The organism is Myxococcus sp. SDU36, from assembly GCF_030168875.1.
GTDB lineage: Bacteria > Myxococcota > Myxococcia > Myxococcales > Myxococcaceae > Myxococcus > Myxococcus vastator.
On record NZ_CP077414.1, the window covers coordinates 7712431 to 7726955 of the forward strand.

Genomic DNA, 14525 nt, shown 5'->3' on the forward strand with positions numbered 1-14525 from the left:
GAACGGGGATGGCGGGTGAGCGGGGCTTCGGGCGGGCGCCGGGGGGCTGCGACATGACGACGCTGGACGAACTCACGACGTGCGCGGGGCTTGCCCTGGCGCCACCGTCCTCCACGGGAGCCTGTCTCATCCTCATCAGCACCACCACGCCGGCGGCCATCGGCAAGGCCTATCGCCTGGACCCGGGCGAGCACATCATCGGCCGCGGCTCCGATGTCACCGTGCGCATCGACGACCACGGGGTGTCGCGCAAGCACGCGCGCATCGTCCGCGCGGGCGACGGTGCCTGCCACGTCACCGACCTGGACTCCACCAACGGCACGCTGCTCAACGGGGTGCCCGTCAGCACCGCCGAGCTGATGGAGGGGGACCGGCTGCAGATCGGCACCGTCACCGTGTTCCGCTTCTCCAAGCGCGAAGTCCTGGAGCATCGCGAGGAGCAGCTCCGCCAGGCGCTGACCGCCGCGCGCGTGGGCATCTGGGACTGGAACGCGCAGAGCGGCCGGGTGACGTGGAGCGAGCAGGTGGACCGGCTGCTGGGGCTCCCCGTGGGGAAGCTGTCCGGCCGCGCCATGGAGCTGTCGGAGGTGGTGCACCCGGCGGACCTGCCGCGCGTGAGCGAGGTGCTGGGCGCCGCGCTGGAGAAGAAGACGCAGGTGGACGTGGAGTACCGCATCGAGCCGCAGGGGAGCGGCTGGCGGTGGATTTCCTGCAAGGGTGACGTGCTGTGTGACGCCTCGGGCGCGCCAGCGCGGGTGACGGGCACGGTGATGGACATCACCGCGCGCAAGCTGGCCGAGCAGGAGCTGCACCGCCAATCGCTCATCTTCGAGAGCATCTACGACGGCGTGGTGATTACCGACCTGGGCGGCGGCATCATCGACTGGAACTCCAGCGCCGAGCGCATGTTCGGGCGGCAGAAGTCGGATGCGCTGGGCCAGACGCTCTTCAGCGTGCTGCACCCGGACGAGCCCGACCGGCTCACCGGCCTGATTCTCACCGCCTTGGAAAAGCAGGGGCGCTGGTCCGGAGAGATGGAATTCAAGCGCCGCGACGGCACCACCTGCTGGTGCGAGTCCGTCGTCGTGCCGCTGCGCGACAGCGAGGGGCGCGCCATCGCCAACATCATGGTCCACCGCGACACCACGGAGCGCAAGCAGCTCCAGGCGCACCTCGTGGTGGCGGACCGGCTGGCGTCGGTGGGCACGCTGGGCGCGGGCGTGGCGCACGAAATCAACAACCCGCTGGCCTACATGCTCGTCAACCTGCACCTCATCCGCGAAGGGCTGGAGCGGCTGGAGAGCCAGGCGCCCGCGGCGCCCGTGGCGTCGTTGCAGCAACTGGTGCGTGAGACGGCGGAGGGCGCCGAGCGCATCGCCACCATCGTTCGTGACTTGAAGGTCTTCTCGCGGGGTGAGCAGGAGGCGCGGCTGATGCCGGTGGACGTGCGCCGGGCGGTGGAGCTGGCGTGCAAGATGGCGGACAACGTCATCCGCCACCGGGCGCGGCTGGTGACGGAGTTCGAGCCGGTGGCGCCGGTGGAGGCCAGCGAGTCTCGGCTGTGCCAGGTGTTCCTCAACCTGCTGCTCAACGCGGCGCAGGCGATTCCGGAGGAGGGCACGCCGGGCGTGGAGCACGAGATTCGCGTGGTCATCCGCGCCGGAGAGAAGGACCGGGTGGTGGTGGAGGTCCGCGACACGGGCATGGGCATGGGCCAGGAGGTCCTGGGCCGCATCTTCGACCCGTTCTTCACCACCAAGCCGGTGGGCGTGGGCACGGGGCTGGGGCTGTCCATCTGCCACGGCATCATCGAATCCATGGGCGGCTCCATCCAGGCGGAGAGCGAGCAGGGCCGGGGCAGCACGTTCCGCGTGGTGCTGTGCGCCGCCACGCGCGAGCTGGAGGTGCTGCCGCGCCTGTCCGCCGCCATGCAGGCCAACGCGCGCGCGCGCATCCTGGTGGTGGATGACGAGCCCAACGTGACTTTGTCGCTCCAGCGCTCGCTGGCCGCGGACCACGAGGTGGCCACCGCGAACAGCGCCCAGGCCGCGCTGCGGCTGGTGAGCGATGGCGGCCGCTTCGACCTCATCCTCTGTGATGTGATGATGCCCGGGATGACGGGCATGGACCTGTACCACGAGCTGGGCCGCTGCGCCCCGGAGCAGGCTGGACGCATGGTGTTCATGACGGGTGGCGCCTTCACGCCGCGCACGGTGTCGTTCCTGCGTGACGTGCCCAACGCCAAGATTGCCAAGCCGTTGGACCTGACGCAGTTGCGCGAACTCGTGGGCCGCTCCGCCGAGGCGGGGCGATGAGCCACCCGGTGAGTGGCCTCCCTGGAGCGGACCCTGCGGAGGTCGCGCCCGCGCCCTCCCTGTCCCTGGTGCCGGAGCGCCCCGCGGCGCTGGAGTTGACGGCGCGCGCGCTGGGCATGGGCCTGCTCATCGGCGGACTGCTGGCCGTCACCAATGTGTACATGGGGCTGAAGACGGGCTGGTGGGAGAGCGGCTCCGTCACCGCCGCGGTGCTGGGGTTCAGCGCGCTGGCCTCGGTGTCCCGCAGGCGGGGCGTGCCCTATACGCCGCTGGAGAACAACCTCACGCAGACGGCGGCGGCGTCCGTGGGCGCCATGCCGGCGGCGGCGGGCCTCCTGGGCGCGCTGCCCGCGCTGACGTTGCTGGGCACCTCCATCCCGGGCTGGGGCGTGGCGGTGTGGAGCGTGGCGCTGGGCGTGCTGGGCGTGCTCGCCGCGCACTTGTTGCGCAGGCGGCTGGTGGCCCAGGAGGCCCTGCCGTTTCCCACCGGCATCGCCACCGCGGAGCTGATTACCGCGATGCACGCGTCCACGGGCGACGCGGTGGCCCGCGCGGGCCGTGGGCGGCTGCTGGCGGGCGCGGGCGCGGTGGCGGTGGCGGTCACCGCCGCGAGGGATGCGCTCAAGTGGCTGCCTGGGATGACGGCGCTGCCCGGCACGCTGGCGGGCCTCCCCGCCGCGTCGCTGACGTGGGGCGTGGGGTGGAGCCCCATGCTGTTGGCCATTGGGATGATGACGGGGCCGCGCCTGGGCCTGAGCATGCTGGCGGGCGCGGCGGTGGCGTGGGGCGTGCTGGCCCCGGCGCTCGCGGGCGCGGGCGTGCTGGCGGACACGCGCTACGAGACGCTCTCCGCCTGGCTCACGTGGCCGGGCGTGGGGCTGATGGTGGGCTCGGCCCTGGCGGCGCTGTTGGCGCAGGCGCGCGACTTCCTGAGCGCGGCGCGGGACGTGGGCAGCCTGGGGCGGGGCGCGGCGGTGCCGTCCTGGGCGCTGGGCGCGGGCCTTGCGGCGTGCGTGCTGGCGGTGGTGGTGGGCGCGGCGCTGTTCGGCCTCGGCGTGCCGTACATGCTGCTGGCGCTGGTGCTGGTGCTGCCTTTGTGCGCGGTGTGCGCGCGCGGCGCCGGACAGGTGGACGTGTCTCCGGTGACGCAGATGGGGCAGGTGACGCAGGTCATCTTCGGCGCGCTGCTGCCTGGGGCCATGGCGCCCAACGTCGCCGCGGGCGCGGTGGTGTCGGGCGCGGCGGCGCAGACGGGCGTCAGCATGTGGTCGCTCAAGGCGGGGCACCTGCTGGGGGCCTCCGCGCGCCACCAGCTCGTCGCGCAGTTGGTGGGCGTGTTGGCCGGGTCGGTGGTGGGCGTGCCGGTGTACCTGCTGCTGTCCAGGACACATGGCCTGGGCTCGGAGGCGCTGCCCGCGCCCTTCGCCCACCAGTTCCGCGCGGTGGCGGAGGTGGCGGTGCGGGGGCTGGACGGGCTGCCGCCTCACGCGGCGCTGGCGGCCTGCGTGGCCGTGGGCGTGGGCGCGCTGCTCACCTGGGTGTCTCGGGGCCGGGCGGCGCGGTGGCTGCCGCTGCCGGTGGCGCTGGGCATCGGCTTCATCCTGCCGGCCTACTACGCGGTGACGCTGTGCCTGGGCGCGCTGGGGCTAGCGGCGGCGCGTTGGCGCTGGCCTCGGGCCGCGGACCGGAATACGTCCACGCTGGCGGCGGGCGCCATCGCGGGCGAGTCGCTGGCGGGCGTGCTCATCGCCGCGCTGATGGCCTTCGGCCTCACGTAGCCGGCGAGGGCTCGTGCACCTTCTCCAGGGAGCGGCGGATGCGGCCCTCCATGAGGTTGGGCACGTGTCGCGCGCGCTCCAGGGCCTCGCTCAGCACGCGCGCGGCTTCTTCCCGGTCGCCCCGGCGCAGCGCCGCCAGCCCCATCATCTCCAGGACCTCCAGCGGCTCCTGCTCCACGGACACCTGCGCGGAGCGCTCGCGCAGGGACCACCACGCCTCGGGGGCGGCGTCGCGGGTGGCCAGCTCCACCATGGAGAAGAGGACCTCCTCCGACGGGCTCAGCTCCACGCCCGGAGGGCCTTCCGCCATCACCTGCCGCACCTGGGCCAGCACCTCGCGGGCGCGGGTGTGCCGGCCCATCCATGCCAGAGCCCGCGCCTGGAGCAGCAGGGCCCACGGGCGCGACGCCACCTCCGGGTGCCGCCGCTCCAGGGCCATGGCGCGGGTGATGTGGGGCGCCGCGGCGTCGGCGTCGCCAGCCTGGTAGTGCAGCTCACCGAGGTTGTGCTCGGCGAAGTACTCCCAGCCCACCATGCCCAGCTCGCGGCCCAGGTGCATGAAGCGCTCCTGGTCCTTCAGCGCCCGCGTCAGCTCCTTGCGCGCCACCCACAAGTTGCGCCGGTTGTTGATGGCGCTGCCCAGGTGGAAGAGGTCGCCGCGCTCGGTGCAGGCGGTGATGACCTCGGTGAGCACGCGCTCCGTCTCGTCGATGTCGCCCAGGTTGGGGAGGATGACGGCCAGCAGCAGCTGCGCCACCACCTGCGTCTCGTAGCCCGCGTCGCCCAGGCGGCGGGCGCGCTCGGCGGCGGCCTCCAGCGGCATGCGCGCCTCCTGCCACTCGCCCTTGCGGAACTGGGCGCGTCCCAGCGCCAGCAGCAGCCGCGCCTGCACGTAGGGCGAGGACACGGTGGCCGCCAGGTGCTGGGCCTCCAGCGCGCGGGCCTCGCTGCGCGTGTAGTCGTTCACCCAGTCCAGCGCCATGGCCTCGTCCAGCAGCAGCTCCACCTCCGTGCGCGTGTGGCCCAGCCGGCGGGCGCGCTCGCGGGCCGCGGCGAAGTCCGCCAGCGAGTCGTCATACCGGCCAATGCGGATGCGCATCAGGCCCCGGCCGCGCAGCGCGGTGAGGCAGCGCAGCTCGTCGGTGGGCTCCAGCAGCTCCAGCGCCCGCGTGTACATGGCCTCGGCGTCGAGGAAGGCGTGGCGGCCCCGGGCGGACTCGGCCAGGTCGATGGTGAGCGCGGCGGCCTCGTCGCGGCGCCCGGCGGCGGCCGCGTGCAGGGCCAGGCGGGGCAGGCGCTGGCGCTCACCGGCGCCGGCCGCGCTGAGGAAGTAGCGGTAGGCGGCGTGGTGGACCTGCTCGCGCTCGGCGGCGGGCAGGGTGGCGGCCACCGCCTCGCGCAAGAGCTCGTTGCGGAAGCTCAGCCCTTCGTGGCGGTGGGACACCAGCAGGCCGGAGTCCAGGAGCCGCCGGGTGGCGTGGCCCGCGTCCAGGGGGAAGCCGCCCGCGGCCCCTTCGCGCTCCAGCTCGCGCACCACGCCCTCCGCCGTGGCCGCGGTGAAGTCCGTGCCCAGCATCGCGCACAGGCGCGCGTGAGCAGCCAGGGACGGCGGCAGCGCGCCGAGTTCGCGGTCCGCCAGCCACTCCACCAGCCGCAGCTCGGGCACCTTCTCCAGCCCGTCGGTGACCAGGTACCAGCTCCCGCCCGGCGCGCGCTGGCGCACGAGGCCCTGGCGCTTGAGGCCGCGCACCAGCTCCACCAGGTAGAGCGGGACGTGCTGGGCGCGCTCGACGATGCGCTCCACCGCTTGCGCGGGCACGTTCTCCACCGGCTTGAGCAGCAGGCGGCACAGCGTCTGCGCCGGGTCGGCCGGCAATACGGGCAGGGCCAGCGTGGCCTGCTTCGCGGCGCGCATGCCCCACGTGGGGCGGCTCTTCTCGAAGCCGGGACGCGCCAGCACGCAGACCCACAGCGGGACGCTGGCCTCGGCGAGGCAGGCGTACTCCAGCGCGTCCAGCGCCGTCTCCTCCGCGAAGTGCGCGTCGTCCAGGACAAGGCACAGCGGGCGCTCGCGGGCATTGGCGGCCAGCAGCTCACCGGCGGCGCGCATGGCCAGCGAGCGCAGCGCGCCGGGCGCGGCGGCCCAGCTCTGGAGCTCCGGGCCACCGGGCGTGTACCAGCCCAGCGTGGCGGCCACGCCGGGCCACAGCTCGGTGCCCAGCGTGGGGCCCAGGCGCTGGCGGATGGCGGCGCGCGTCTGCTGCTCGGTGTCCGTGTCGTCGCGCTCGAAGGCGTTGAGGGCGCACCGCAGCAGCGTGCGCAGGGTGCCGTCGGGGTCGCCCTGCACCGGCTCCCGGGAGCGCGAGCTGTACACCCGCGCGTGGGGCAGCAGCAGGTGGAGGCGGCGGGCGAGCGTGGCGGCCAGGTGGCTCTTGCCCAGGCCCCGCTCGCTCAGGACGGTGACGATGGTGGGCGTGGCGCCGCCCACCGCGGAGCGCGCGCTCTCCAGCAGTTCGGCCAGCTCCGCCTCGCGGCCCACCAGCACCTCGCTGCCCAACTGGAGGACGGTGATGTCCGGACGGGGCGCGGCGCCCGGGGGCGCGGGGCGCAGGAGGCCCCGCAGCTCCGGCACCTCCATGCAGGGCACCTCGGGCACGGCCTCGGCGGCGGCGGGCGACAGCAGGAGGCCCTGGGCCTCGGGCCCGCTGGGATAGCGGTCCTCGCGGGACAGGATGGCGCCCAGGTAGCGCGGCGCGCCGGTGGGGCGGCGCTGCACGGTGACGGCGGACACGTCCACGAGGCCGTTGGGCGACAGGCCCCGCTCCGCCAGTCCTTCCGCGGCGCGCATGGCGCGGCGCACCGGGTTCTCTCCCGCGTCCGGGTCGAAGACGGCGGCGATGCGCTGGGCGTCGGAGAAGGCCAGGTGGCCGCCATAGGAGGCCAGGGCCTTCTGGAGCGCCACGGGGTTGGCGCGCGAGGTGAGGAACAGGATGGCGACGGAGCGGCGCACCTGGGCGGGGCGCGGCTCGCCCGGCGCCGCGGGCCGAGGCGTCGTGGGCGCGGTGGCGCGGTGGGCGTGCTCGAAGGCCTCGCGCAGCGCGCTGCCCAGCGCGGCCGCGTTCTCCGGACGGCGCGCGGGCTCCTTCGCCAGACAGCGCAGCACCACCTCCTCCACCGCGGGCGGCACGGGCGCGAAGTCGGACGGGGGCGGTGGGCGCAGCGACAGGTGGGCCTGGAGCACGTCCGGGGTGGGGCCGAAGAAGGGCGGCCGTCCGGTGAGCAGCTCGTAGAGGAGGACGCCCAGCGCGTACACGTCCGTGCGCGCGGAGATGTCCGCGGTGCCCGTGCACTGCTCGGGGGCCATGTACTCCGCGGTGCCGGCGAAGCCAGACGCGTCGCTGGGCGTGGAGGCCTCGCTGGGCAGCGGGGCGCTCTCCGTGGTGGCGCCCCGCACCAGGCCGAAGTCGAAGACGCGCACGCGGCCCGTCGCTTCGTCGACGAAGAGGTGCTCCGGCTTGAGGTCGCAGTGGGCCAGCCCGTGGGCGTGGACCTGGGCCACCGTGTCCACCACGGCCAGCGCGCGGGCGGCCAGCTCTTCGGCGGGCAGCGGTCCCGAGGCGTGGGCCATCCGGTCCGCCAGGGTGGGCAGCGGCACGTACTCCATGGCCAGGAAGCGCGCGCCGCCCGTCAGCGCGCCCGTCTCGTAGAGCGCGGGCACCGTGGGCGGCCCGAGGATGCGCAGGGCCTCCGACTCACGGGCGAGCTGGGCCCGGCCCAACCAGTTGCTCCCGCGGGCCACCTTGATGGCCACGCGTTGACCGTCCGCTTCGCGCAGGGCGCCCAGCAGCACGCCGAAGCCTCCTTGTGCGAAGACGCCGTCCACCTGGTAGCCCGGAACGGCGGGCACGGGGGACGGCGAGGGGGTGTCTCCCTGGGGAGGTGGTCCTGGCGGGCACGGCGCATGGGAGCCTTCCCAGCGCCGTCCGCATGTCTGGCATCGCGGCACGGACGGGACTCTACGTCAGGTGTCCGCCGGTTTCAGAACCCCCGGGGTCGTCTACGTACCATCCCGGGGGTCCAGGGTTTCCCACCACCGTGTTCAGCGTTCCGGGACTTCCACCGCGCGCAGCAGCGTGGAGTCCGAGCCCGGCATGCGCACGCGCAGGAGCAGCGCGTCGCCGGGCTTCGCGGACGTCAGCGCCTGGGCGGCGTCCGACGCGCTGGCGATTTTCTGGTCGCCGACCTGGACCAGCACCATGCCCGGCACCAGCCCCCCGCGCTCGGCGGGGCTGCCCGGCTCCACGGCCACCACCTGCGCGCCGCCGTCCCGCGTGTCCGACAGCTGCACGCCCAGCCGCCTGGGCGCGGAGGCGGACGCGTTGCGCGGAAGCACCTCTTGCTCGCCATTCAGCGCGGGCCGCGTGCCCAGGGTGACGTCCAGCGACTGCGTCTTGCCACCGCGCAGCAGGTCCACCTTCACGCGGCTGTCGGGCTGGAGCAGGGCCACGGCGCGCGTCAGCCCGCCCGCGGACTCCACCGGCTTGCCATTGACGGAGGTGATGACGTCCTCCTCGCGCAGGCCGGCGCGCTCGCCCGGGCTGCCGCGGTTGACGCCCGCCACCACCGCGCCCTTCATCGCTTCCAGGCCCAGCGCCCGCGCCAGGTCCGGCGTGAGGTCCTGCACGGCCAGGCCCAGCCAGCCGCGGCGCACCACGCCCGTCTCCTTGAGCTGCGGCAGCAGCGCCTGGATGAGCTTGCTGGGCACCGCGAAGCCAATGCCCGTCGCGCCGCCGACGATGGCGGTGTTCATGCCCACCACCTCACCCTTCATGTTGAAGAGCGGCCCGCCGGAGTTGCCGGGGTTGATGGCGGCGTCCGTCTGGAGGAAGTCGTCATAGGGGCCCGCCTGGATGTCGCGGGCCCGCGCGGACAGGATGCCCGCGCTCACGCTGGACGCCAGGCCGAAGGGGTTGCCAATGGCCATGACGGCGTCGCCCACGCGCAGCGCGTCCGAGTCCCCCAGCGGCACCGCCGGCAGGTTGCCCGGCGCCTCCTTCAGCTTCAGCAGGGCCACGTCGGTGAGAGGGTCGCGCCCCATCACCTCCGCGTCGAAGGCCCGCCCGTCATCCAGCTTCACGCGCACCTGGTCGGCGTCCTCCACCACGTGGTTGTTGGTGAGGACGATGCCCGCGGCGTCGATGATGAAGCCGGAGCCCGCGCCCTGTCGCGCCGGGCCGTTGCCCTCGCCGCCGAAGCCGGGCGGCAGGCCGAAGCGCTCCGCCATGCCGGGCGGCAGGCGCTGCATGGCGGCGGACCTGCGGGGCCGCGCGCGCACCTCCACGTTGACCACCGCGCCCTTCACCGCCTCCACCAGCGGCGCCAGCGAGGTGATGCCGCCCTGGCTTCCGGCCACGGCCGGATTGAAGAGCGCCCGCTGGATGGGTGGCGCCGCCTGCGCCGGAGCAGCGGCGGCGACCTGGGCGGTGGGAGCGGGCGACGCCGCGGACGCGGAGCCAATGGCCTGGCCGCAGGCGCCGAGCGTGGCGGCGGGAAGAAGGACCAGTGCACTGAGGAAGCGGCGGGACGGGAGCGAGCAGGCCATCGTTCGTTCTCCAATCAAGAGGGAAAATGCCGGTTCAGGCGAGGGGCCTGCGCGAGAAGGGTCCCACCTTGGAGGGGTGGAAGGTGATGCCCTGCGGCTGACTGTCCCCCGACGTCAGCTGCGGTCATCGCCATGGGGTTTCTTGTGTGAGCCCCGCGCCCGAACCGATGCTGAGAGGCATTGCAGTTGGCGGGCCAACGCGCCTCGCTCTTGGGATGCCCCGGGTGTCTCGTCGTTCTGGGGCAAACTGCCCCGGCGTGGGGCATTTCTCCCCGAGGCAACGTGCCCCGCCCCAGGGGCCCCGGCGTGGCACGGGGGATGCTCATGCGTGGGGCGCCCGGCGCCGCCCCGTCCCCAAGCGAGGAAGGGGCCCAGGTGCCGGGCGTGCCCACCACACCCAAGGAGCAACGATTGATGGGGCCAGACGAATTCACGGCGGTCAGCGATGAGGTTCGGGAGTGGCCGCGGTCGACGCGTGAGTGGGTGGCGCGTCGCAGCGCTCCGCGCATCCTCCTGGGGGAGGACCAGCCAGAGATGCGCTGCCTGCTGCGGCGGGCGTTGTCCCGGCGCGGGTATGACGTCGTGGAAGCTCCGGACGGGCCGGGGCTCGTCAAGGCCCTGGTGGACGGACTGCTCGCGCAGCAGACGCAGGTGCCCGACCTCATCGTCACCGACGTGCGCATGCCCGGCTTCTCGGGCATCGAGGTGCTGGCCCGCCTGCGCCGCGAGGGCTGGACGACGCCCGTCATCCTCATCACCGCCTTCGGGGATGCGCAGCTCCACCAGGAAGCGGAGCTGCTCGGCGCGGCGCGTGTGCTCAACAAGCCCTTCGCCATGGAGGACTTGTGTGAGGCGGTGGAGACGCTGGTGCCGCCTCCGCGCTGAGCCTTCACGGCGCGCGTGCCCGGACTGTTCACCCGGTGTCGCGGGCCCGCCGTTGAATCCGATGGACGCGGTGGTGCGGGTGCTTGCACCCTGACGGACCTGGGTCCAGGCTCGCGCGGGGCGGTCGGCGTCGCACGAGCCGCTTCACTCGAGGCGTCTCATGCGGAGTCCAACCTGGCTGCTGTCATTGCTCGCGCTGGGCGCGGCGTGCCATTGCAGCCCCACGAACCGGCCGGTGCCGGATGCGGGAGGCGGCGTGCAGGAGCCCGTGCGGCGCGTGGCGCACATCATCCGTGAGTATCCGCACGCGACGAATGCCTTCACCCAGGGACTGGTGTTCCACCAGGGGCACCTCTTCGAGAGCACGGGGCACCAGGGGACGCTGCGGCAGTTGTCGCTGGAGAGCGCGCAGCCGGTGTGGATGGAGCGGCTGGGGAACATCTTCGCGGAGGGCCTGGCCAGCGACGGCGAGCGCCTGTACCAGCTCACCTGGACCGAAGGCCTGCTCTTCACCTGGAGCGGCCTGCCTCCGCGGCGCGAGCGGACCACGCGCTACGCGGGGGACGGCTGGGGCCTCTGCTACTGGGACGGGAAGCTGGTGCGCAGTGATGGCGGCACCATGCTCACCTTCCACGAGCCCGACGGCTTCGCCCTGGTGGGCGCGGTGCAGGTGAAGCTGCGCGGCCAGCCCGTGGAGCTCATCAACGAGCTGGAGTGCGCCAACGGCGTCATCTACGCCAACATCTGGCACAGCTCGGACGTGCTGGAAATCGACCCCGCCACGGGGACGGTGGTGGGCGTCATCGACGCGTCGGCGCTGACGCGCGCGGTGGCGGGGCAGGTGACCAGCCCCGAGGCGGTGCTCAATGGCATCGCCGTGGAGCCGGGCTCGGGCCGCATCTTCATGACGGGCAAGCTGTGGCCCCGCATCTTCGAGGTGCGCCTGGACGAGGTGGACTGAGACGTCAGCCCTTGCGGGTGCCGTCGTCGCGCTCCAGCTTGCGGTACAGCGTCTTGCGGTCCACCCCGAGGATGCGCGCCGCCAGCGTGCGGCTGCCGCCCACCGCCTCCAGCACGCGGTGGATGTAGCGCCGCTCCAGCTCCTCCAGCGTCACCAGCTCCGACGCGTCCTGCGTCTCCGGCACCACCCGCGGCTGGCTGTAGTTGCGGACGCGCTCGGGCAGGTCGTCCACGGTGAGTTCCTCGAAGGAGGTGAGCGCCACGGCGCGCTCCAGGCAGTTCTGCAGCTCGCGCACGTTGCCCGGCCAGCCGTAGGCCAGCAGCCGCTGGGCCGCCGCGGGGGACGGGCCCAGCACGCGCTTCCCGGTGCGCGAGGCGAACTGCTCGATGAAGCGCTGGGACAAGGCCAGCACGTCGTTGCCGCGCGCGCGCAGCGGCGGCAGCTCCACGCCGATGACGTTGAGCCGGTAGTAGAGGTCCTCGCGGAAGCGGTCCTCCTCCACGGCCAGCTCCAAATCCCGGTTGGTGGCGGCGACGATGCGCGCGTCGAAGGGGACCTCGGTGTCGCCGCCCACCGGCCGCACCGTGCGCTCCTGCAGGGCGCGCAGCAGCTTGGGCTGGAGGGGGAGGGGCAGCTCGCCCACCTCGTCCAGGAAGAGGGTGCCGCCGTTGGCCTGGACGAACAGGCCGGTGCGCGCGGCCTTGGCGTCGGTGAAGGCGCCCTTGGCGTGGCCGAACAGCTCGCTCTCCAGCAGGGCCTCCGGCATGGCCGCGCAGTTGATGGCGACGAAGGGCCCCTCCTTGCGGCGCCCGCGCGTGTGGACGGCCCGGGCCGCCACCTCCTTGCCGGTGCCGCTCTCGCCGGTAATCAGCACCGTGGAGTCCAGGTCCGCCACGCGGTCGATGAGCGCGTAGGCCTGCTTCATGGGGGGGCTCTCACCCACCACGGTGCCGCTGTCCTCGCGCCGGCCCAGCTCCTGGCGCAGCCTGCGCACCTCTTCGCGCAGGGCGCGGTGCTGCACGGCGCGCTCCAGCACCAGCACCAGCGCGTCCACGTCGATGGGCTTGGTGACGAAGTCGTAAGCGCCGGCGCGGATGGCGGCCACCGCCGTCTCCAGGCTGCCGAAGGCCGTCACCACCACCACGGGGATGTCCGGGCGGTTGAGGGCGATGCGCTCGCACAGCGCCAGGCCGTCCATGCCGGGCATGCGCAGGTCCGTGAGCACCACGTCGAAGTCCTCGGCGGCCAGCCGCACCAGGGCCTCGTCCGCGGACGGGAGCGCCACGGGCGTGAAGCCTCGGCGCGTGAGCCCCTTCTCCAACATCGCGCGCATCTCGCGCTCGTCCTCGACGACTAGGACGCGGCCTGGCATGTGTCCTCACCCCTTGGCAGGTAGATGGAGAAGCAGCTACCGCGTCCGGGCTCGCTGCGCACGGCAATCCAGCCGCCATGCTCCAGCATGAGCCCATAGGAGACAGACAGGCCCAGCCCGGTGCCCTCGCCCACGTCCTTGGTGGTGAAGAAGGGCTCGAAGACGTGGGACAGCACGTCCTCGGGGATGCCCTGGCCCTGGTCCTCCACGTCCAGGCGCACGAAGTCCGCCTCGGGCCCGCCCACGTCCGGGGGCGGGGTGCTCCGGGTGTGGGCCGCGCTGACGCGCACCGTGCCCGGCTGCTTCATGGCCTGCACGCCGTTCATCACCAGGTTCGTGAGCACCTGCTGCACCTGGCCCGCGTCCACCTCCACCGTGAGCCCCGCGGGGATGTCCGTCTCCAGCGTGACGCTGCTTCGCGCCGCCATGGAGCGCAGCAGCGACAGGGTGCGTTCGACCAGGCCCTGCACATCTTCCGGCGCGCGGTGCGGCTTCCTCCGCCGCGCGAAGTCGAGGAGCTGGCGGATGATGGCCGTCATGTGCTGGGCCTGCTGCGAGATGATTTGCGCGCACTCGCCCACCTCCTCGCCCTCCGCCTCGCCTGAGGAGATCATCTTCGCCCGGCCCATGACGACGTTGAGCGGGGTGCCCAGCTCATGCGCCACGCCGGAGGCCAGCTTGCCCACGGTGGTGAGCCGGTCCGCGTGACGCAGGTGGTCCACGGCGGACAGGCGCGCGGCCGTCTCCGTGGCGAGGCGCGAGCGCGTCTCCTCCAGTTGTTCGCCCATGCGGTTCATGGCGCCGGCCAGCGTGGTGAGCTCGTCGCCGCGGCGCTGCGGGAGCGGCACGCGGGCGGTGAGGTCGCCCTGGCCAATGCGGTGGGCCAGGGACACGAGCTGGTCCACCGGCTCGCCCACCAGCCGGCGGCCCATGGCCATGGCGGCCACGATGAAGCCAAGGGCCATGGCGGCGGTGGCGGCGAAGGTGCCCATGACCACGGTGTTGACGTATTTCTGCTGTTCGCCCAGCGACTCGGTGATTTCGATGGCGCCCAGCCGGTTGCCAATGAGCACCGGCGTGTACGAATGCAGCAGGCCCGGGTCCACGGCGGGGTCCACCATGGAGCCGTCCTTGCCCTGGAGCAGGGACGTCAGCAGGCGCGGCGGGAAGCCGGTGAGGGCCGGAGTGCCGGGGCCGCCATCCAGCCACACCCAGCGCAGGTGGACCTGCTCCTGGAAGCGGTTGGCCTGCTGGAGCAGCGTGAGCGCCTCGCGCTCCCCGGCGAGCTGCCACGCCTTGCCGATGGAGCCAGCGAGCGTGTGGCCGAGCAACCGGTGGTCATGCTGCATGTCCATGGCCGAGCGCTCGAGCTCGCGGCGGACCTGGACGTACTGCAAGCCCGCCATGACGGCGATAGCGAGCAGGACGAGGGCGAGGGTGAACTTGCGGGCGAGTCTCACGGGCGGTTCGAAAGAGGCTGCTCCGGTCCGTGCGTTTCGAGGGGGAGGGAGCGCACGGACCGGAGGTGGGTTCTCACAACGTACCGCGAGTGCCGCAACAAGGAAGGCGGCGTTTGCCGCACGGGCCCTCGCCAGCTGTCGGGACGGGCGGG

Annotated in this window: 8 protein-coding genes; 4 read left to right on the top strand and 4 right to left on the bottom strand. The window is 73.3% G+C overall.

Annotated features, from left to right (window positions below; genetic code table 11):
* Positions 1 to 8 precede the first annotated feature (8 nt).
* Positions 9 to 2315 carry a serine histidine kinase EspA gene (locus KGD87_RS31535; protein WP_284664654.1) on the top strand — a complete coding sequence of 769 codons (2307 nt, stop codon included), beginning with the start codon at positions 9 to 11 and terminating at the stop codon, positions 2313 to 2315.
* Positions 2312 to 4093, top strand: a complete 1782-nt coding sequence (locus tag KGD87_RS31540; protein ID WP_350100515.1) for an OPT family oligopeptide transporter — start codon at positions 2312 to 2314, stop codon at positions 4091 to 4093. Before KGD87_RS31535 ends, KGD87_RS31540 begins: the two co-directional genes overlap by 4 nt.
* Here KGD87_RS31540 and KGD87_RS31545 read toward each other — a convergent pair.
* Positions 4086 to 8099, bottom strand: coding sequence for a serine/threonine-protein kinase (locus KGD87_RS31545; protein ID WP_284664656.1), 4014 nt, complete (start codon positions 8097 to 8099; stop codon positions 4086 to 4088). The genes KGD87_RS31540 and KGD87_RS31545 overlap by 8 nt on opposite strands.
* Before the next feature lie 93 nt (positions 8100 to 8192).
* Positions 8193 to 9695, bottom strand: coding sequence for a Do family serine endopeptidase (locus KGD87_RS31550; protein ID WP_284664657.1), 1503 nt, complete (start codon positions 9693 to 9695; stop codon positions 8193 to 8195).
* Positions 9696 to 10109: 414 nt separating this feature from the next.
* On the opposite strand from KGD87_RS31550, the gene KGD87_RS31555 reads away from it, so the two are divergent.
* Together KGD87_RS31555 and KGD87_RS31560 are read left to right on the top strand one after the other, a co-directional pair.
* Complete coding sequence (locus tag KGD87_RS31555) at positions 10110 to 10580, top strand: response regulator (protein WP_284664658.1); 471 nt, start codon at positions 10110 to 10112, stop codon at positions 10578 to 10580.
* Between the two features lie 160 nt (positions 10581 to 10740).
* The gene (locus KGD87_RS31560; protein WP_284664659.1) at positions 10741 to 11541 is read left to right on the top strand and encodes a glutaminyl-peptide cyclotransferase; all 801 of its coding nucleotides are present in this window, start codon (positions 10741 to 10743) and stop codon (positions 11539 to 11541) included.
* 4 nt (positions 11542 to 11545) lie between these two features.
* Here KGD87_RS31560 and KGD87_RS31565 read toward each other — a convergent pair whose 3' ends face one another.
* Positions 11546 to 12913, bottom strand: coding sequence for a sigma-54-dependent transcriptional regulator (locus KGD87_RS31565; protein ID WP_284664660.1), 1368 nt, complete (start codon positions 12911 to 12913; stop codon positions 11546 to 11548).
* Entirely contained in the window at positions 12895 to 14373 is a 1479-nt protein-coding gene (locus KGD87_RS31570) for a sensor histidine kinase (RefSeq protein ID WP_163783950.1), read from the bottom strand. Before KGD87_RS31570 ends, KGD87_RS31565 begins: the two co-directional genes overlap by 19 nt.
* Between the last annotated feature and the right edge of the window lie 152 nt (positions 14374 to 14525).

Excerpts from the sequence above, each read along its gene's own strand:
- KGD87_RS31535 (WP_284664654.1), top strand. The coding sequence starts at position 9 with ATGGCGGGTGAGCGGGGCTTCGGGCGGGCGCCGGGGGGCTGCGACATG.
- KGD87_RS31540 (WP_350100515.1), top strand. The coding sequence starts at position 2,312 with ATGAGCCACCCGGTGAGTGGCCTCCCTGGAGCGGACCCTGCGGAGGTC.
- KGD87_RS31550 (WP_284664657.1), bottom strand. The coding sequence starts at position 9,695 with ATGGCCTGCTCGCTCCCGTCCCGCCGCTTCCTCAGTGCACTGGTCCTT.
- KGD87_RS31555 (WP_284664658.1), top strand. The coding sequence starts at position 10,110 with ATGGGGCCAGACGAATTCACGGCGGTCAGCGATGAGGTTCGGGAGTGG.
- KGD87_RS31560 (WP_284664659.1), top strand. The coding sequence starts at position 10,741 with ATGCGGAGTCCAACCTGGCTGCTGTCATTGCTCGCGCTGGGCGCGGCG.
- KGD87_RS31565 (WP_284664660.1), bottom strand. The coding sequence starts at position 12,913 with ATGCCAGGCCGCGTCCTAGTCGTCGAGGACGAGCGCGAGATGCGCGCG.